General features: G+C 70.0%; 16 protein-coding genes and 1 tRNA gene. 5 read left to right on the plus strand and 12 right to left on the minus strand.

All coding sequences use genetic code 11. The features are described 5' to 3' along the window. Nucleotides 1–20 precede the first annotated feature (20 nt). From ACZ67T_RS33865 to ACZ67T_RS33895, 7 genes are all read right to left on the minus strand, one after another. The gene (locus ACZ67T_RS33865; RefSeq protein ID WP_469989157.1) at nt 21–380 is read right to left on the minus strand and encodes a hypothetical protein; all 360 of its coding nucleotides are present in this window, start codon (nt 378–380) and stop codon (nt 21–23) included. Nucleotides 381–525: 145 nt separating this feature from the next. Beyond that, on the minus strand, nt 526–1,218 hold the full coding sequence (locus ACZ67T_RS33870; protein ID WP_469989159.1) for an alpha/beta hydrolase: 693 nt from the start codon (nt 1,216–1,218) through the stop codon (nt 526–528). A gap of 106 nt (nt 1,219–1,324) precedes the next feature. After that, on the minus strand, nt 1,325–1,654 hold the full coding sequence (locus tag ACZ67T_RS33875; RefSeq protein WP_469989161.1) for a PRC-barrel domain containing protein: 330 nt from the start codon (nt 1,652–1,654) through the stop codon (nt 1,325–1,327). A gap of 39 nt (nt 1,655–1,693) precedes the next feature. After that, nucleotides 1,694–2,587: an RNA polymerase sigma factor SigF gene (locus tag ACZ67T_RS33880; protein ID WP_469989163.1), complete on the minus strand. Its 894-nt coding sequence runs from the start codon at nt 2,585–2,587 to the stop codon at nt 1,694–1,696. Nucleotides 2,588–2,688: 101 nt separating this feature from the next. Beyond that, complete coding sequence (locus ACZ67T_RS33885) at nt 2,689–3,315, minus strand: pyridoxamine 5'-phosphate oxidase family protein (protein WP_469989165.1); 627 nt, start codon at nt 3,313–3,315, stop codon at nt 2,689–2,691. A 132-nt stretch (nt 3,316–3,447) separates the two neighbouring features. Continuing rightward, nucleotides 3,448–4,218: an SDR family NAD(P)-dependent oxidoreductase gene (locus ACZ67T_RS33890; RefSeq protein ID WP_469989167.1), complete on the minus strand. Its 771-nt coding sequence runs from the start codon at nt 4,216–4,218 to the stop codon at nt 3,448–3,450. Between the two features lie 154 nt (nt 4,219–4,372). Then, nucleotides 4,373–5,821, minus strand: a complete 1,449-nt coding sequence (locus ACZ67T_RS33895) for an MFS transporter (protein ID WP_469989169.1) — start codon at nt 5,819–5,821, stop codon at nt 4,373–4,375. 200 nt (nt 5,822–6,021) lie between these two features. Between ACZ67T_RS33895 and ACZ67T_RS33900 the strand changes: the two genes are divergently transcribed. The 4 genes from ACZ67T_RS33900 (at nt 6,022) to ACZ67T_RS33915 (ending at nt 8,908) form a co-directional block, all read left to right on the plus strand. Continuing rightward, nucleotides 6,022–6,477 carry a MarR family winged helix-turn-helix transcriptional regulator gene (locus tag ACZ67T_RS33900; protein WP_469989171.1) on the plus strand — a complete coding sequence of 152 codons (456 nt, stop codon included), beginning with the start codon at nt 6,022–6,024 and terminating at the stop codon, nt 6,475–6,477. Between the two features lie 141 nt (nt 6,478–6,618). Further along, nucleotides 6,619–7,008 carry a hypothetical protein gene (locus tag ACZ67T_RS33905; RefSeq protein ID WP_469989172.1) on the plus strand — a complete coding sequence of 130 codons (390 nt, stop codon included), beginning with the start codon at nt 6,619–6,621 and terminating at the stop codon, nt 7,006–7,008. A gap of 378 nt (nt 7,009–7,386) precedes the next feature. Beyond that, nucleotides 7,387–8,751 carry an FAD-dependent oxidoreductase gene (locus tag ACZ67T_RS33910; RefSeq protein WP_469989174.1) on the plus strand — a complete coding sequence of 455 codons (1,365 nt, stop codon included), beginning with the start codon at nt 7,387–7,389 and terminating at the stop codon, nt 8,749–8,751. An 83-nt stretch (nt 8,752–8,834) separates the two neighbouring features. Continuing rightward, a tRNA-Met gene (locus ACZ67T_RS33915) sits at nt 8,835–8,908 on the plus strand. A gap of 70 nt (nt 8,909–8,978) precedes the next feature. On the opposite strand, the gene ACZ67T_RS33920 is transcribed toward ACZ67T_RS33915, so the two are convergent. Both ACZ67T_RS33920 and ACZ67T_RS33925 read right to left on the minus strand, forming a co-directional pair. Continuing rightward, a complete protein-coding gene (locus ACZ67T_RS33920; RefSeq protein ID WP_469989176.1) occupies nt 8,979–9,455 on the minus strand; it encodes a F0F1 ATP synthase subunit B family protein in 477 nt (158 codons plus the stop codon). Between the two features lie 111 nt (nt 9,456–9,566). Further along, nucleotides 9,567–11,600, minus strand: a complete 2,034-nt coding sequence (locus ACZ67T_RS33925) for an APC family permease (RefSeq protein WP_469989369.1) — start codon at nt 11,598–11,600, stop codon at nt 9,567–9,569. Between the two features lie 159 nt (nt 11,601–11,759). On the opposite strand from ACZ67T_RS33925, the gene ACZ67T_RS33930 reads away from it, so the two are divergent. After that, nucleotides 11,760–11,960, plus strand: coding sequence for a hypothetical protein (locus ACZ67T_RS33930; RefSeq protein ID WP_469989178.1), 201 nt, complete (start codon nt 11,760–11,762; stop codon nt 11,958–11,960). A gap of 127 nt (nt 11,961–12,087) precedes the next feature. Here the strand turns inward: ACZ67T_RS33930 and ACZ67T_RS33935 are convergent, their stop codons facing one another. The 3 genes from ACZ67T_RS33935 to ACZ67T_RS33945 form a co-directional block, all read right to left on the minus strand. Further along, nucleotides 12,088–14,100 (minus strand): phosphocholine-specific phospholipase C, encoded by a 2,013-nt coding sequence (locus tag ACZ67T_RS33935; protein WP_469989180.1) that lies wholly within the window; start codon nt 14,098–14,100, stop codon nt 12,088–12,090. A gap of 138 nt (nt 14,101–14,238) precedes the next feature. Then, the gene (locus tag ACZ67T_RS33940) at nt 14,239–16,293 is read right to left on the minus strand and encodes an acetate--CoA ligase family protein (protein ID WP_469989181.1); all 2,055 of its coding nucleotides are present in this window, start codon (nt 16,291–16,293) and stop codon (nt 14,239–14,241) included. Further along, nucleotides 16,290–17,456, minus strand: a complete 1,167-nt coding sequence (locus ACZ67T_RS33945) for an acyl-CoA dehydrogenase family protein (protein WP_469989182.1) — start codon at nt 17,454–17,456, stop codon at nt 16,290–16,292. Before ACZ67T_RS33945 ends, ACZ67T_RS33940 begins: the two co-directional genes overlap by 4 nt. Nucleotides 17,457–17,495 lie beyond the last annotated feature (39 nt).

The raw sequence follows: 17,495 nt of genomic DNA on the forward strand, positions 1-17,495 counted from the left end.
CTCTCCCCCCGCACCAGCGGTCACTCGCCTGCCGGGGTGAAGAACACCGAGCGCAGCTTGAGGTAGTCGGTGGCCGGCCGGCCGTGCGGACGCAGCGCCCAGGAGTCCCCTTCGCAGTCGGGCCCGGTGAAGACCAGGGCCCACTCGTCCGTGTCGTTGTGCGGGGCGAACGCGGGCTCGGAGGAGCTCGCGTCCGCGACCTCGGGGAGGGTGACGCACTGGCGGCTCGGCAGCTCGTGGAGGGTGACCGACTGTGTCCGGCCGTTGAGCCCGACGATCTTGTAGGAGAAGTCGCCGGTGGCGGCCTGGGCGGAGGCCGGCAGGGTCAGCGCGAGAGCGAACGCGGCGAGGGAAGCGGTGACGGTGGAGCGACGGCGCATGGACAGCCTCGTCAATCGGTGCTTGGGGACGGTCCATGGCAGCTTCGCCCATGGGCCCGCCCGTCACGCCGTCGACAGAAGCCGAAAGGATTCCCTGTCGCCCGTTCGGCGGAACGTGCTCTTGCGGGCGTGGGGCTCAGCACGCTTACGGCGTACTGCCGTTGAGGGCGAGACGGTCGGCGACATCGGTGGGGAGCGGCGCGAACCCCAGCAGACCGCTCACGATCCGGCCGGTCTGCCGGTGCCAGGAACCGGCCCGCCGCAGCATCGCGTGATCGCCGCCCGGCATCAGCAGCGTGCAGGCCTCCGCGCCCGCGGCCGAGGCCCGGTCGGCGTAGTCGACGGAGGCCGCGGGGTCCGTCGTGCGGTCCCGGTCGCCGTGGAGGAGCACCACGCGGCGGCCGCGGAGCTGCGTCACCGGCTCACCCTCGGGACACCACGGAGCGAGTCCCACCACGTCTTGGACGAGACGATGCCCGGCCGCGCGCAACGCGGCACGTCCGCCCATGGAATGACCGACCAGCACGGTCGGCACGTCCCCGACGCGCACGGCCAGTTCGTCGAGCGCCCGCAGCGCGTCCCGGAGAGGGTCCTCGCGGTCACCGTTCCAGCCCCGGCAGCGATAGCGGACGCTCCCCACCAAGAGTCCCTGGCCCTCGCACGCCCGCTCGACAGCACGGGCGAACGGGCGCATGCGGGCACCCGCGAGACTCACCCTCGACACCGCTTGCGTCCCCTCCGAGCGGCCACCGTGCAAGAGGAGCACCGCGGCCCGCGGCGCTTCGACGGCAAGAGGCGCCACGAGTGCCGATCGCGGATCGTCGTCCCATACGAGCACGTTGTCTCCCCTTTCTCGTGCTCCGGCCACGTGGCTCGGCGCTGCAAGGCCATCATGACGAATCCGTAGCCGCGGGCTCGAACGGATGGGTCCGAGGGAGCACTTGTCATCGGCGCGCGAGCCGGCGCTTCCCCTCCGCCCCGGGCCTGCACGGCAGGCCGTAGTGCCGGACCAGGGGTTCCCCGTCCTCGGAGGACAGCTCGTCGTCCGTGCCGATGGACGGGGACTCCCTCACCAGTGCCTTCGCGTGGTCGACCTTGAGGCAGGCCCGCTCGACGACCGCGCCGTCCAGCGGAGCGAGGACGAGCCTGTGCCGCATGGGGAGGCCGGTCAGGACCGTGGCCACGGCCGGCTCGTCCGTCCGCGCCTTCACGTCGACGGACCCGAGCGTGCCGATCGTGTGGCCGTCCTGGTCGACGTGTCGTAGGACTGCCACTCATGGACGTCCGCAGCCATCATGGGGAGCCCCTCTGCGTCAGGCGAACATGCCTGTTCTGAGCTTGGTGAGGGTGCGGGTCAGGAGCCGGGAGACGTGCATCTGGGACACGCCGATCTCGGCGCCGATCTCCGACTGGGTCATTTCCTGGCCGAACCGCATCTCGAGGATGCGGCGCTCGCGGCCGTCGAGCTGTTCCAGGAGCGGCGCCAGCGTGTGGAGGTCCTCCACCGTCTCGATGGCGGGATCGGGCTCACCGAGTACGTCGGCGAACGTCCTCGAGGCGTCGGTCGGGCGCTCGCCGGGATCGCTCGGCATGTCGATGGACCCCGCGGTGTAACCGTTCGAGGCGACCATGCCCTCGATGACCTCGTCCTCGCTGAGCTCCAGGTGCTCGGCGAGTTCCTTGGGCGTCGGCTCGTGGTCCAGGACCGTGGCCAGCTCGTCCTTGCCCTTGGCCAGGTCGACGCGCAACTCCTGGAGGCGGCGCGGCACATGGACGGCCCAGCTGGTGTCACGGAAGAAGCGCTTGATCTCGCCGACGATGTAGGGGACGGCGAAGGAGGTGAACTGGACCTCGCGCGACAGGTCGAACCGGTCGATCGCCTTGATCAGGCCGATGGTCCCGACCTGCACGATGTCCTCCATCTCACCACTGCCACGGTGGCGGAACCGGGACGCCGCGAAGTGGACCAGCGACAGGTTCATCTCGATGAGCGTGTTACGGGCGTACTGGTAGTCCGCAGTCCCCTCTTCGAGTACCTGGAGCTGCTCGAAGAACACCATGGAAAGATCACGTGCGTCCTTGGGTGCGACCTTGCCGGCGTCTTCGACCCACGGAAGCTCACCCGCGCCGATGGTCGCGTCGGCGAGGTGCGCCGTCGTGGCCTGCGCCCGCGTCTCTTCATGAGCGTGCACCGAAGTTGCCGTCATGTCCCTGCCTTTCGTGTCGGCCTCGTCCAGAGCGTGTGCCCCCGTCCGCTCCGGTCATGCCTCTCGCCGCGGGAAGCGGCAGGGACCTGCCAGGACTTGGCCTATCCCTGTCCCAGGTAGGCGTGGGTGATCTGCTCGGTGAAGTAGTCGCCGTCCTTGGGCCGCCCGGGTGCCCTTCGATTCGGCTGGTGCTCGGGTTCCAGGTGGGGAATGTGCTTGGAGCAGTGGACGTAGGCCTCCTGGACGGTGATGTATATCCACATCTCGGCCTGCCGCCCCGGGGCCGAATCCCGCGGCAGTGTGGGGCAGATGGCCCGTAGCTCACGATCGCCCACCAGTTGGGCCGATCCGTTCACATGCAGCCCTATGTGGTCATGGGTGAAGTCGATGAAGAGCAGGCCCAGATGGGGGTTCTCGGTGATGTTGCCCGCACTGGCCATGACTCCGTTGCCCCGGTATTCCGGGTAGGCCAGGTGGAGGTCGTCCAGAACGGCGACGAACCCTGGTGGGCCCGCCCGGAAGCTGGCATCGCAGTGACCACGTGAGTCCGCCGTGGACAGGAACACCATGGTCTGCCGGGCGATGAACTCGTTCATGGCCGGTGTCAGACGCGGCCGGACCTGACGGTCGTAGAAGTCATCGGCGCGCTCGCTCGTACCCATGCGGGCCTGCAGGGCGCGTTCACCCTGGGAAGGCGCGGGGTGGGGGGTGCTGGGGCGGAGGTGCATGCAGTGATCACGTCTCAATCGCCGGGGGTGGGCAACGAGCGAGCGTGGCGCCCACTCGAACTGTGGGGCCACGCTAGGCCATTGACGTTTCCCGGACGCGACGGTTCCGCCAGGAACAGGCGTCGGCCGGTGCTATACGGCGATCACGGCAGCGCCGGCCCGCCCTCCGTCGACGTCCACGACCGTGCCGTGGACGAACGCCGACTCGTCCGAGGCCAGCCAGACCGCGGCGTGCGCGACGGCATCGGGCGTTCCGATCGCGCCGAACGGCGTGCCCTTCATCATGATTTCGCCCGGATGGGGTTCGCCGCCCTCGGTCGCGCGGGGGACGATCACGCCGGGCGAGATCGCGTTCACCCGCACCCCTTGCGGACCGAACTCCGCCGCCCACGCGCGTGTGAGCGTCTCCACGGCTCCCTTGGTGGAGCTGTACAGCGACCCCACGGGAATACCCAGGCGCGTGATCCACGAGCCGAGATTGATGATGACTCCGCCACCGTCGCGCGCCATGTCGGGGGCGACCGTCGCGGTCAGGAAGAACGGCGCCTTCACGTTCACCGCGTAGACCTGGTCGAAGGTCTTCTCGTCCGTCGTGGTGGTGGTCCCGGGCGGGTAGATGCCCGCGTTGTTGACCAGGATGTCGAGGTGCCCGCCCAGCGCCGCGCGGGCCTGCTCGGCGAGGCGGCGGGAAGCGTCCGCGCTGCCGTCGAGGTCGGCCTCGACGAAGTCGGCCCGCCCGCCGGCCGCACGGATGTCCTCGACCACATGCCGGCCGCGCTCCAGACTGCGCCCCGATACGACGACGTGGGCCCCCTCGGCGGCGAACGTCTCGGCGATCGCCTTTCCGATGTTGCTGGTTGACCCAGTGACCAGTGCGGTCTTGTCCTGCAGTCGTCCACTCATGGCCGGCTCTCCTCAGTCTCGGTACTCCCGCTCACCGAGCCGGTCGGGAACACCGCCCCGACCCGGCCCGGCGGTCCGTCGATCCGGACCGCGAGACCGACTGTGCGCCGATGAAATTGGACCTGCAAGTCCAGTTTTCGCGGGAGGTCCCGCCCTACGCCTTGACCTCCGCAGGGGCGGCAGCCGGTTCGGTGCCCCCTTCGACGGGCGTGGCGCGTACGGCCGGGATGACCGCCGCGATCAGCGCGGCCACGAGGGCGACGCCTCCACCGACCATCAGCGCCGTACGGAAACCGGCTTCGGAGCTGAAGCTGTAGCCGCCCATGGTGGTCGTCATCTGGGAAAGGATCACGCCGATCACCGCGGCGCCGACCGAGGTGCCGAGGGAGCGCATGAGCGTGTTGAAACCGTTGGCGGCGGCGGTCTCCGAGAGCGGCACCGAGCTCATGATGAGCGCGGGCATGGAACCGTAGGCGAGTCCGACACCGCTGTTGATGACCATGCACACCACCATGAGCCCCAGGCCGGATCCCATCAGCGCGAGCGACAGACCGTATCCGGCGGCGATCACCAGGACGCCGCAGATGAGCGTGAACTTCGGGCCGCGGGCATCGGTGAGCTTCCCGCCGAGCGGGGAGACGATCATCATCATGATGCCGCCGGGCGCCATCCACAGGCCCGCCGCGAGCATCGACTGCCCCAGGCCGTAGCCGGTGGCCTCCGGGAACTGCAGCAGCTGCGGGATCACGAGCATGCTCGCGTACATTCCGAAGCCGACGAAGACCGAGGCGACGTTCGTGAACAGCACGCGGGGCCGGGCGGTGGTGCGCAGGTCGATCAGCGGGTCCCGAGTACGCGTCTCCCACCAGCCCCAGCCCAGCAGTACGAGGACGGCCGCGGCGAAGAGCACGAGCGTCGTCGCCGAGCCCCAGCCCCACTCGGCGCCCTTGGACACCGCGAGGAGGAGGCAGACCAGGCCGACGCCGAGGCCGAGCGCGCCGGGTGCGTCGAAGCGCTGACCCTGGGCGCTGGGCGGGACGTCGGGGATGAGGAACCAGATCAGCGCGGCGATCAGCACGGCGAGCACGGCCGAACCCCAGAACAGGACACGCCAGTCGGCGTACTGGGCCACCGCGGCGGCGATGGGCAGGCCGAGGCCGCCGCCGATGCCCATGGACGCGCTGACCAGGGGGATCGAGGAGCTGAGCTTCTCCTTCGCCACCACGTCCCGCAGGAGGGCGATGCCCAGCGGCACCATCCCCATCCCCATGCCCTGCAGGCCGCGGCCGACGATCATCGGCACCACGGACGACGACAGCGCACACACCACGGAACCCGCCATGAGCGGGACCGAGCACGCGAGCAGCATGCGGCGCTTGCCGATCAGGTCGCCGAGACGGCCGGTGACCGGCACGCACACGGCTCCCACCAGCAGCGTCACGGTGATGACCCAGGCGGCGTTCGACGAGGTGGTGTGAAGGATCCTGGGCAGTTCCGCGATGAGCGGCGTGACCAGCGTCTGCATGATCGCGGCGGTGGTGCCGGCGAAAGCCAGAGTGGCGACCACGCCGCCGGCGCGGGCCGTCGGCCGGGGGGTGTCCATCAGGGGACTCCTTGTGTGTCTGCGGGGTTCGGAAACCTGCGGGGCTTCGACCGGGAGGGAGGTCGATGTGCATCGTACACATCTAATGTATGACGCATAGTGTGTGGTGACTACATTTGACTGTGCGACGATTGGCGCGGGGGTGTGCACGGACGCGCGGTGCGACGCCGCGGGGAACGACAGCAGGAGGCGGCAGACGGATGGCCAGGCCCACGTACGAGCTCGAGTACGAGCAGATGCTGCTCAGCCGGCACGGACTCGTGCACCATAAAGGCGGGCGCCCCGAGAACGGCACCCTCGAGCGCAGCGCCTACATCCTGCTGAGCCGCATTCGCGTGCAGGGGCCCATGTCCATCGGCGAGCTCAGCGACGCCTTCGGGCTCGACGCCTCCACCCTGAACCGGCAGACCGCCGCCGCGATGCGCGCCGGGCTGGTGGAGCGCATCCCTGATCCCGACGGCGGCATGGCCCGCAAGTTCCGCATCACGGACAAGGGTGCGACCGTCCTCGACGAGGAGCGCGATCACATCGTGGGGAGCCTGGACCGCGTCATGAACGACTGGGCCGACGAGGACATCGCGGCCTTCACCACCTACCTGAGGCGTTTCAACATGGACATCGAACGGCTGGGCGGCCGGCCGTGGCCTCGGCCGTGAGTTGTGCGCCGGCGAGCCGGAGGGGCTGAGCCGGCGTGCGTGAGGCCGAGCAGGTGAGCTCGAGCCACTGAGTTCGGGCTCCCTGGGGAAGTCGGGCGTCGGGGGCGTCCTGCGAGACGTCTGCCGTTAGAATCCGCTCTCATGTCGAACCCTGACGAACTGCTCGTCGACATCGCCGTCATGGTGGAGTCCGGGCAGAGCAATCAGATGTCCCTGACTGTGGTGACCAGCGGCGCTGTGATCACCGGACGCCTCGCCCCCGAGGCCGTGTGGAGGCAACGCGTCTCGGAGGTCCTGACGGACTCGGACCGCCTCGGCTCCTTCTCGGAGATCTTCACCACCGACGGGAAGCCCGACGAACGCAAGCGGGGCGAGACCGGCGATGGCCCCGCACCCACCCATCTGCACTTCCATGTGGCCCGGATCCTCCAGGGCGCCGTCGGCATCCCCGAGACGGGCGGCATGTACCGCGTCGCGATCCAGGACGTGAGCGCATGGACGGTGGGCGACTTCAGCTACTCCGACAGCTGACGTTCACCTGTTCACGGCGCCGAGGGTGGCCCCACGCACTCTTCCGCCGTCGCATGGGTTCACGGCCTTTTGGGATGCCCGCGGGCATCCCGGAGCCACCTGCGTCAGGTGAACCGCGCCACTGTGCGGGAGGGGAGCACCCTGCCTCTCGCAGCGCTGACGGGGCTCACCTCCTCGGTCGAAAACGTGCGTGGGACGCTGTCGGCGGGCAGCTGCCTGCGGCGACCCATGAGGGCCACCCATGGAGACCCATAAGGATCTCCCGTGGAGACCCATAAGGCAGTCTTATGGGTCCATAGGTCCAACCCGACTACTAACTAAGGTTTGCCTTAGTTTAGGCTTCCCGTCGAGTGCCCATGCCACGAAGGGAACCTGATCATGCCTCGCCCTCTGCGGGTAGCCGTTGTGGGAGCCGGTCCTGCCGGTATCTACGCCGCTGACGCGCTGCTGAAATCCGCGGTGGCCGAAGACCCCGGTGTGTCCATCGACCTCTTCGAGCGGATGCCCGCGCCGTTCGGTCTGATCCGGTACGGCGTCGCACCGGACCACCCGCGGATCAAGGGCATCATCACGGCCCTGCACCAGGTCCTCGACAAGCCGCAGATCCGCCTGTTCGGCAACGTGGACTACCCGGGCGACATCAGCCTGGACGACCTGCGCTCGTTCTACGACGCGGTGATCTTCTCCACGGGCGCCACGGCCGACCGCTCGCTCGACATACCGGGCATCGACCTCGACGGCTCGTACGGCGCGGCCGACTTCGTCTCCTGGTACGACGGTCACCCGGACGTGCCGCGGACCTGGCCGCTCGAGGCGGAGAAGGTCGCGGTCCTGGGTGTCGGCAACGTCGCGCTCGACGTTGCCCGCATTCTGGCCAAAACGGCGGACGAGCTGCTGCCGACCGAGATCCCGCCGAACGTCTACGACGGCCTCAAGGCGAACAAGGCCCTGGAGGTCCACGTCTTCGGCCGCCGTGGTCCGGCGCAGGCGAAGTTCAGCCCGATGGAGCTGCGTGAGCTCGACCACTCCCCGAACATCGAGGTCATCGTCGACCCCGAGGACATCGACTACGACGACGGCTCGATCGCGACCCGGCGCGGCAACAAGCAGGCCGACATGGTCGCCAAGACGCTCGAGAACTGGGCCATCCGCGACGTCGGCACCCGGCCGCACAAGCTGTTCCTGCACTTCTTCGAGTCCCCGACCGAGATCCTCGGCGAGAACGGCGAAGTGACCGGCCTGCGCACCGAGCGGACCGCCCTCGACGGCACCGGCAATGTCAAGGGAACCGGCGAGTTCAAGGACTGGGACGTCAAGGGCGTCTACCGCGCCGTGGGCTACCTGTCCGACGAACTCCCCAAGCTGCCTTGGGACTTGGCGTCGGGCACCGTTCCCGACAAGGGTGGCCGGGTGATCGAGGAGTCCGGTGAGCACCTGCAGTCGATCTACGTCACCGGCTGGATCCGGCGCGGCCCCGTGGGTCTGATCGGCCACACCAAGGGCGACGCCAACGAGACGGTCGCCAGCCTCCTGGACGACCGCGAGAACGGGCGTCTGAGCACGCCCTCCGCGCCTGACCCGGAGGCTGTGGACGCCTTCCTCGACGAGCGGAACGTGCGCTACACGACGTGGGACGGGTGGTACCGCCTGGACGCCGCGGAGAAGGCGCTGGGCGAGCCGGAGGGTCGTGAGCGCGTGAAGATCGTCGAGCGTGAGGACATGCTCAGGGCGAGCGGCGCGTAGTCCCTGGCGGTAGCGGTGCCTGCCGTCCTGGCAGGTGGTGGTCAGAAGTAGCTGCTCCGATGGCGTACGGTGGTGTCTACCGACGCGGGGTGGAGCAGCTCGGTAGCTCGCTGGGCTCATAACCCAGAGGTCGCAGGTTCAAATCCTGTTCCCGCTACTGCCGACCAGGGCCCGGATCCTATGGATCCGGGCCCTGGTGCGTTGTGGCCCCGTGCGGAGAGCGCGTTTCAGGGCTTCGTGGGCGCTGCCGCCGGGATGCGCTCCCCGATGATGCGGCTCGCCAGTTCGGCGGCCAGTTCGGGGACGGTGAGGCGCAGTTCGGCTTCCGCCGCGGCCCGTTCGGCCTCGATCAGGGCCTGGCCGTCGGCGACGAGCACCTCGCGTTCGCGCAGTCCCTCCTCGCGGGCCGCCGCTATCAGCGCCGCACCTTCCTCGCGCGCCGCCTGCGTGACCCTGGCGGCGTCGCGACGGGCCTCGGCGATCAGGGCCTGGACGGCGGCGTGCTCGGCGGAGGCCTCCGCCCGGATCGCCTCGGCGCGCTCCAGGGCGCCTTCGGTGCGGTCGGCGCGCTCGGCCAGCACCTCGTTGATGCGGGGCAGGAGGCGCTTGAACCAGAGGAACACGACGGCGAAGAGGACGAGGGCGACTATGAGGACGTCGATTCTGGCGTTGAGCGGTCCGAATTTCGTCGGCAGTAGATACATGGCTCCTGCCTACCGGCTCATTCGTACGACCCCAATGCGCATTCACGCCAGATTTGGCGGGATGCCGCCCCTCTGCGGTGCGACGCCGAGATCGGTGCCGTACCGGGTTCGTCAGCGCCTCCCGGTGCCGCGCGACCGGCCCGCACCGGCCCACGGGCGCTGAGGTTCCCCCCGGCGCACGGAACCCGGCGCCCGACGGACCGGGCGGTTGGCGTGCGCGGACGAGGTGAGCTGCCAGGGCACGCTCGTTACCATCACGCCGGGCGTGAACAGAAGACGGCTTTTGAGCCAGAGCGCCGACTGGTTGTGGAGCAGGTTCTCCCACCAGCGGCCGACCACGTACTCCGGGATGAACACGGCGACGATGTCGCGGGGGCTGTCCCGGCGGATGGCGCGCACGTACTCGACTACGGGCCGCGTCACCTCGCGGTACGGGGAGTCGATGACCTTCAGCGGTACGTCGATGCCGTACTCGTCCCAGCTCTCGCGCAGGGCGGCGACTTCGTCGCGGTCGACCGACACGGTCAACGCCTCCAGCCGGTCGGGGTGGGAGGCTCGCGCGTAGGCCAGGGCGCGCATCGTGGGCTTGTGCAGCCTGGAGACCAGGACGATCGCCAACACCCTTGAGGGGGGCGTGAGTTCGGCGTGCGGGTCCTCCACGGCCAGCTCGGCGGACGTCGTGTCGTAGTGGCGGCGGATGCCGCGCATCATCAGCCACAGCACCGTCGCGGCGAGAACGGCCAGCCAGGCACCCTCGGTGAACTTGGTGACGAGCACGATCAGCAGGACGAGGCCGGTGACGCACGCGCCGAGGGCGTTGATGGCGCGGGTGGAGTGGTGGCGGCGGAGCGCCGGGTCGTGCTCGGTGGCCAGCTCCTGGTTCCAGTGCCGCACCATGCCCAGCTGGGACAGGGTGAAGGAGGTGAACACACCCAGGATGTAGAGGTGGATGAGGCTGGTGACGTTGGCCTTGAATCCCCAGAGCAGCGCGGCGGCGACGACGGCCAGCGCGAGGATGCCGTTGGAGAACGCCAGCCGGTCGCCCCGGTTGTGCAACTGGTGCGGCAGGAAACGGTCCTTGGCGAGGATCGAGGCCAGCATCGGGAAGCCGTTGAACGCGGTGTTCGCGGCCAGGATCAGGACCAGAGCCGTGGCGGCCTGGATGAAGTAGAACCCGACGCTGTGCTCACCGCCGAACACGGCGGCCGCCACCTGCGCGATGACCGTGCGCTGCGTGTAGCTCGCGCAGTCCCCGTCGAGCCCGGTCAGCCGGCACGCGTCGTCCGTGATGTGCACCTTGCTGATCAGCGCGAGCGTCGTCACACCGACGAACATGACGACGGCGATGACGCCCATGGCCACCAAAGTCGCCGCGGCGTTCCTGGACTTGGGCTTGCGGAAGGCCGGTACGCCGTTGGAGATCGCCTCCACACCGGTCAGTGCCGTACACCCCGAGGAGAAGGCGCGCAGCACGAGCATCACCAGCGCCAGGCCCGCGAGATGTGTGTCGGACTTCTGGGGTGTGATGCCGTACGCGGCGGTCTCGGAGACCGGCGCGTCCCCCAGGGCGTACCGGATCAGTCCGGTGATCACCATGATCAGTACGCCGCCGACGAAGAGGTACGTGGGTGCGGCGAAGGTTTTGCCCGACTCGCGTACGCCCCGCAGATTGATCGCGGTGAGGAAGGCGACGAAACCGACGGCCAGCAGGACGCGGTAGTCGTTCAGTGCCGGGAGCGCCGAGATGATGTTGTCCACGCCGGAGGCGACGGACACCGCCACCGTCATCACGTAGTCGACCAGAAGCGAGGCGGCGACCACGAGACCGGCCGAGGAACCCAGGTTGGTGGACGCGACCTCGTAGGAGCCACCACCGCTCGGATACGCGTACACGACCTGCCGGTACGAGAGCACGACCACCGCCATCAGCGCCACCACGGCCGCGGCGATCCACGGCGTGAAGTGCAGATAGGCGAGTCCGCCCAGGGTGAGGACGAGCAGGATCTCCTGGGTCGCGTACGCCACCGACGACAGCGGGTCGGAGGCGAAGATCGGCAGGGCGAGGCGCTTGGGCAGCAGTGTCTCGCCCAGCTCCTCGCTGCGCATGGCGCGGCCGATCACCAGGCGTTTGACCAGAGCGGGCATGTTGAACACTGCGTGAGCGTATGGCGGACCGTGCCGCCGTTCGAGCCTGCGGACGTGTCGGCGGGCCGGGGTACACAAATGGTCCTACGGTCCGAGGCGAGGGAGACGAGCTCTGTCTCGTAAAGGCGGGGGCAAGGTACGGCGTGCCCCTGGAGCGCGGTGCGCGAGGCCGTGCTCGGCGTCGTCGGTCAGGGCGCGGTGGTACGCGTTGTCCCCGGCCGCCGTGCGCGCCTGCTGCTCCCCCTGGTGGCGGATCCCGGACAGCCCTGGGGTGCCGCGATGCGGGTGGCCGGGCGTGCGCCGGCGGGCGTGGCCGGTGCCGGAGGCGCGGGCGGCTTCGACCACCGCCGCTGCCGGTGAGGGGCACCGGGCGGCGTTCCTTCAATCACCGTCGCACCGGTCGGCCGGAGCCGGCCGGGCCCCGGGCCTGTGACGGGGCCGGGCCCGGCGCTCCAGGCCGACCGGTCGCCGCGGGCGCGGCCGGGGATCAGCCGCTGACGGACGCCGAGCCGGTCTCGATGTGGCCCGTGTAGCGGCGGGACCACGTCGTGTCGGTGCTGGACGTGATCGTGAAGTCGTACCAGCCCTGCTGGTTCGCCACGGCGTTGAAGAAGTCCTCCGTCGAGCCACCGGCGGGGACCGTGTAGTTCCACGGCCCGTCCGAGCGGTAGTTGTTCGACGTGATGGTGAACTGGGCCGACGCGGAGCCCGAGTTGGTCAGCTTGAACCAGATGGCCATCTTGCCGGTGCCGGACTCGACGGCGTACCGGGCTGCGGCCTCGAGCGCCTTGCCCGCCTTCGTGGCGTCGCCCTTGAAGCGGCGCAGGAAGCGGTTCGGCCCGGCCATCGTGATGTCGTACGCGCCCGACCCGGACCCCGCGCCGATGTTGAAGAAGTCCGTGGCCGTGCCGCCCGCGTCGACCGTGTACTGCCACGGCGTCGTGTCGCGGTAGGCGTTCGGGTGGATGGAGAGGTGGGCGGCGCTGCGTGCCGGGGAGCCCTGGTTCGCCATGGAGAACCACGCGAGGATCTTGCCGCCGGTGCCGAACTCGAAGTGGTCGAGGTTTCCGTTCGGCTGGTAGGGCAGGGCGCGCGCGGGGCGGGTGCCGGCCTCCTGCGTGGGCAGGGCGTTCGTCTGAGGCGCGGGGTTGGGCAGCGGGCCGCACGTGTCGTACCCGATGACCTTGGTCGCGGGCAGTCCGGACGGCATGCCGTACACGGGCCGGGCGAAGTCGAACACGCCGGTCAGGTCGCCGGTGACCTTGCGGCGCCACGCGCTGATGTTGGGACAGGTCGCCGGGGTGCCGAGAGCGGTCGTCCAGGTCTCCAGGAACCGCAGCACGGACGTGTGGTCGAAGACCTCCGACGAGACCCAACCACCCCTGGTCCAGGGGGACATGACGACCATCGGCACGCGGAAGCCGAGACCGAAGGGGGTTCCGTCGAGGAACTCGCCGGCCGTACCGGCGGGCGGCGACGGCGGCGGTACGTGGTCGAAGAAGCCGTCGTTCTCGTCGTAGTTGAGGAAGAGGACGGTCGAGTCGAAGACCTCGGGGGAGGCGGCCAGGGCGCGGTGGACCAGGTCCACGAAGTGGGCTCCGTCGCCGGGCGGGGCATAAGGGTGCTCGGAGAACGCCTGGTTGGCGACGACCCAGGAGACCTGGGGAAGCTTGCCGGCCAGCGCGTCCGCCTTGATCGCGGCGGCGATGTCGTCGGGCGTGGAACCGGTCACCGCGGGGACGGAGCCCATACCGCGGTCGTACAGCGGGTCGCCGGGCTTGGCGGCGGCGAACTTCGAGAAGTACGCGAGACCGTTGTCGCCGTAGTTGTCATTGGCATTCTGGTAGACCTTCCAGCTCACGCCGGCCCGCTGGAGGGCCTCGGCGTACGTCTCCCAGGTCAGCCCCGACTCGTCGCCGCCGTCATGGCTGGAGGCGTCGACCTTGCCGCTCCACAGGTAGGTGCGGTTGGGTCCGGTGGCGCTGAGAGTGGAGCTGAAGTAGGCGTCACAGATGGTGTAGTTGTCGGCCAGCGCGTAGTGGAACGGTATGTCGTCGCGGTCCAGGTAGCCGAGGCTGCGGACGTTGCCGACTCCGGCGACCCAGTGGTCGAGCCGGCCCTTGTTCCACGCGGAGTGCTGGGAGGACCAGCTGTGCGGCAGGTCGCCGTTGCACTGGGCGAGCGTCTCGCCGTCCACGCCGCCCGCGGCCGGGGTGGAGCTGAGTTTCCACGGGTACTGGCGGCCGAGCCCGCTCGGCTGGTTGAACACGGGCTGCCCGCCGGAGAGGGTGATGCCGCTGCGGTCGCCGAACCCGCGGACGCCTTTGAGGCGGCCGAAGTAGTGGTCGAAGCTGCGGTTCTCCTGCATGAGGATCACCACGTGCTTGACGTCCTTGACGGTGCCCGTGGCGGCTGCGCCCGCCCTGGTGGCGGGCAGCGCGGCGCCGGCCGCGATCCCGGCGCCCAGCGCGACAAAGCCCCTGCGGCTGATCGGTGTCATCGGTTCACCCTTGTCTCCCGTTTACGTCCTGACACAACGGGCGCAAGGGTGCCGACACTTAATGGTCTGGGGCTAGACCTCTACGTGGTCGAGTTTGTGAACACCGGGTTCCGGCCGGTGGTCGCCGGCCGGACGCGGTCAGGCGGCGGAAGGGCTGTCGGGCGCCGGTGCCGCTATGACGAGGGCGTCGACCGCGAGGGCTCCTTCCGGTGAGACGCGGACCGGGTTGAGCTCGATCTCGCCGATGTCGCCACGGTCGGCGATCAGCTCGGAGACGGCGACGACCACCGCAGTCAGTGCGTCGACATCGACCGGCCGTCTGCCGCGCCAGCCGGACAGGAGCGGCCATGACCTCAGCCGGTGGATCATCTCGCGCGCGGTGCCGTGGGAGCAGGGGGCCAGCTCAAGGGCGAGATCCTGGGTGAGCTCGGCCTGCACTCCGCCGGCGCCGACCACGACGACCGGCCCGAACGACGGGTCACGCCGCGCGGCGACGATCACTTCGACCACATCGGTGCGCCGGTCCATCTCCTCGACCACGTAGCCGTGAGGCCCGAGCCGCGCCACCATGTCGTCGTACGCGCTCCCGAGCGTGGCGGCATCGTGCAGCCCGGTCGCGACACCGCCGTGCTCCGTCTTGTGCTCCAGCCAGTCGGCCTTGAGCACGACCGGTGCCGAGAGGGTACGCAGCGCGGCGCGGGGATCCGGCGTGCCCGGCACGATCGCGACCGCGGGCGGGAACGGGACCCCGGCATCGGCCAGAAGCCGCCGAGCTGCCAAGTACCCTGTGCCCAGCCGCACTTGATGCTCTCGCCCGGGCGCACGGAGCGCGCGCGGACGAGGTGCCCGAGCGCAGCGGTGCGCTGTCGCCACCGCCCTCAACGCCGCCTCGATATCGGCGAAGGTCGGCACCCCGGCCGCCTGCAACTCCCGTACGGTCGCGGTGTGTTCGGCCATCGAGTGGACCACCACCGGTATCGCCCGCTCGGCGGCCAGCGAGCCGATGGCCCGCGCGACCTCGGACTCGGCCGCCTGATGTTCGGGGATGTCGCGGCCGTAGCTGCCGAAGTAGCCGCTGAGGACCACGACGTCGGTGGCGGAGGTGCCGGCGAGCAGCGCCGGAGTCGACGCGTACGTGGAGATGTCCGCCTCACCCGCACCGGCGAGGTCGACAGGGTTCGCGACCGCGGCGTGCGGCGGCAGCCGGGCCGCCAGGCGCTCCTGGATCTCCGGGGGGAACTCGGCGACGGTCAGGCCGAGCCGGGACGCGGTGTCCGCGGCGACGGCCCCCTGTCCGCCACTGTCGGCCACGATCGCGACCCGGCGCCCCCGCACGGGCGCAGACCGGAGCAACAGCTGCGCTGTGTCGACGAGTTGGACCGGTGACTCGACGCGTACCGCACCGACCGTCCGGCAGGCGGCGTCCACGACATCGACGCCCGATGTCATGGAGCCGGTGTGTGAACGGGCCGCCTGCCGCGCGGCCTTGCTGGCGCCGACCGTCAGCAGGAGCACCGGCTTGCCTGCCGTGCGCAGGCGGTCCAGAGCGTCCAGGAGCCGCTCGCCGTCGCCGAAACTCTCCAGGTAGACGGCGACGACGCGGGTGGCTTCGTGGTGGGCCAGGTCGGCGAGCAGTTCGGCGGCGCCCACGTCGAGCTGGCTGCCGACGGAGACGAACCTGGAGACGCCGATGCCGGCGCTCGTGGCCATCCCCGCGATCTCCAGGCCCAGCTGTCCGCTCTGCGACACGATCGCCAGGCTGCCGGGCGTGAACCGGCCCCAGGCCAGCTCCAGTTCGCCCGACGCGTCGTAGAGGCCGAGGCAGTTCGGGCCGAGCAGCCGGGTCCCGCTCGCCGCGATCACGTCACCGATCGCGGCCTCGTCCTCGACGCCCGCGGTGATCGCGAGCAGACCGGGCACGCCGAGGGCGACGGCATGCCGGACTCCGGAGGCGAGGGCGGAGGCGGGGACGGCGAAGGCGACCAGATCGGGGACCTCGGGCAGTGCGTCGAGGCTCGGGTGGCTGCGTCGGCCGAGGACCTGGCCGCCGCGCGCGTTGACCAGGTGCACGCGGCGCCGGTGCGCGCCCGCGACGGCGCCGCGGGCGAGCCAGTGGCCCCACTTGGCCGGGTTGTCGGTCGCGCCGACGACGGCGACCGATTCCGGGGCGCGGAAGACGTCGAGAGTGGTCATGACTTTGCGAGCGCCCGGGAGATGACCAGCCGCTGGATGTCGGAGGTGCCTTCCTCGATCTCCTCCAGTTTCGCGTCACGCATCCACTTCTCGGCCAGGAACTCCTGCGAGTAGCCCCAGCCGCCCAGCGTCTGCACGGCGGCCCAGGTGTTGAACATGGCGGTCTCCGAACCGGTCAGCTTCGCCATCGCCGACTCCGCGGTGACCTTCTCGCCCTGGTCGAAGAGGCGTGCCGCGCGCATCGTCACCAGGTGGGCGGTGTCGGCGCGGGTCGCCATGTCGGCGAGCCGGAACGCGACCGCCTGGTGCTCGATGATGGGCACGCCGAACTGCACGCGCTCCTGGGCGTACTCCACGGCCAGGTCCAGCGCGGCCCGGCACAGGCCCGCGCAGGACGCGCCGATCAGGATCCGTGAGGCGTCGAAGGTGCGCATCAGGCCCAGGAAGCCCTGCCCCTCGGCGCCGAGCCGGTCGGCCGCGGGGACCCGTACGTTGTCGAGGAACACCTCGGCGTTGACGATGGCGCGCTGCCCCATCTTGCGCATCGGCTTGCCCACGGTCAGTCCGGGCGTGTCCCGGTCGATGACGAACGCGGTCACGCCGCGCGCCCGGAGCGACGGGTCGACCGTGGCGAACACGACGAACCGCTGTGCGTAAGGGGCGTTGGAGATCCAGGCCTTCTGGCCGCTGAGCACATAGTGATCGCCGTCGCGGACCGCGCGCGTGCGGATGCCGGCGGCGTCCGAGCCGTGGTCGGGTTCGGTGACGGCGAGCGCGGTCAACGGGGGCGTGTCGGTGGTGAGAGGCCGCAGCCACCGCTCCTTCTGTGCCTGCGTGCCGAGTTCGAGAACGGGATCGGCGAAGAAGCCGCTGGAGGTCAGCAGATTCCCGATGCCGATGTCGCCGTGGCACAGCTCCTGCTGGACGAGCACCTGCGTGACCATGTCGGTCACTCCGCCGCCGCCGAACTCCGCGGGGATCATGAAAGCGGCCAGGCCGGTCCTGGCGGCCTTGTCCCACAGGTCCAGCGGCGACTCGGTCTGGGCGTCGTCGACGGCGCGGGCGCGGGGGCGGATCTCGGCGGCGGCGAAGTCGCGGGCGAGCCGGATGAAGTCGTGCTGCTCGGCGGAGAGGCCGAGCGCGTCGCGTACGGGGTAGGGCATGGCGAACTCCGTGGTGGGAGGGTTGCTGAGGGGCTGTGA

Source organism: Streptomyces sp. NPDC107517, from assembly GCF_055582645.1.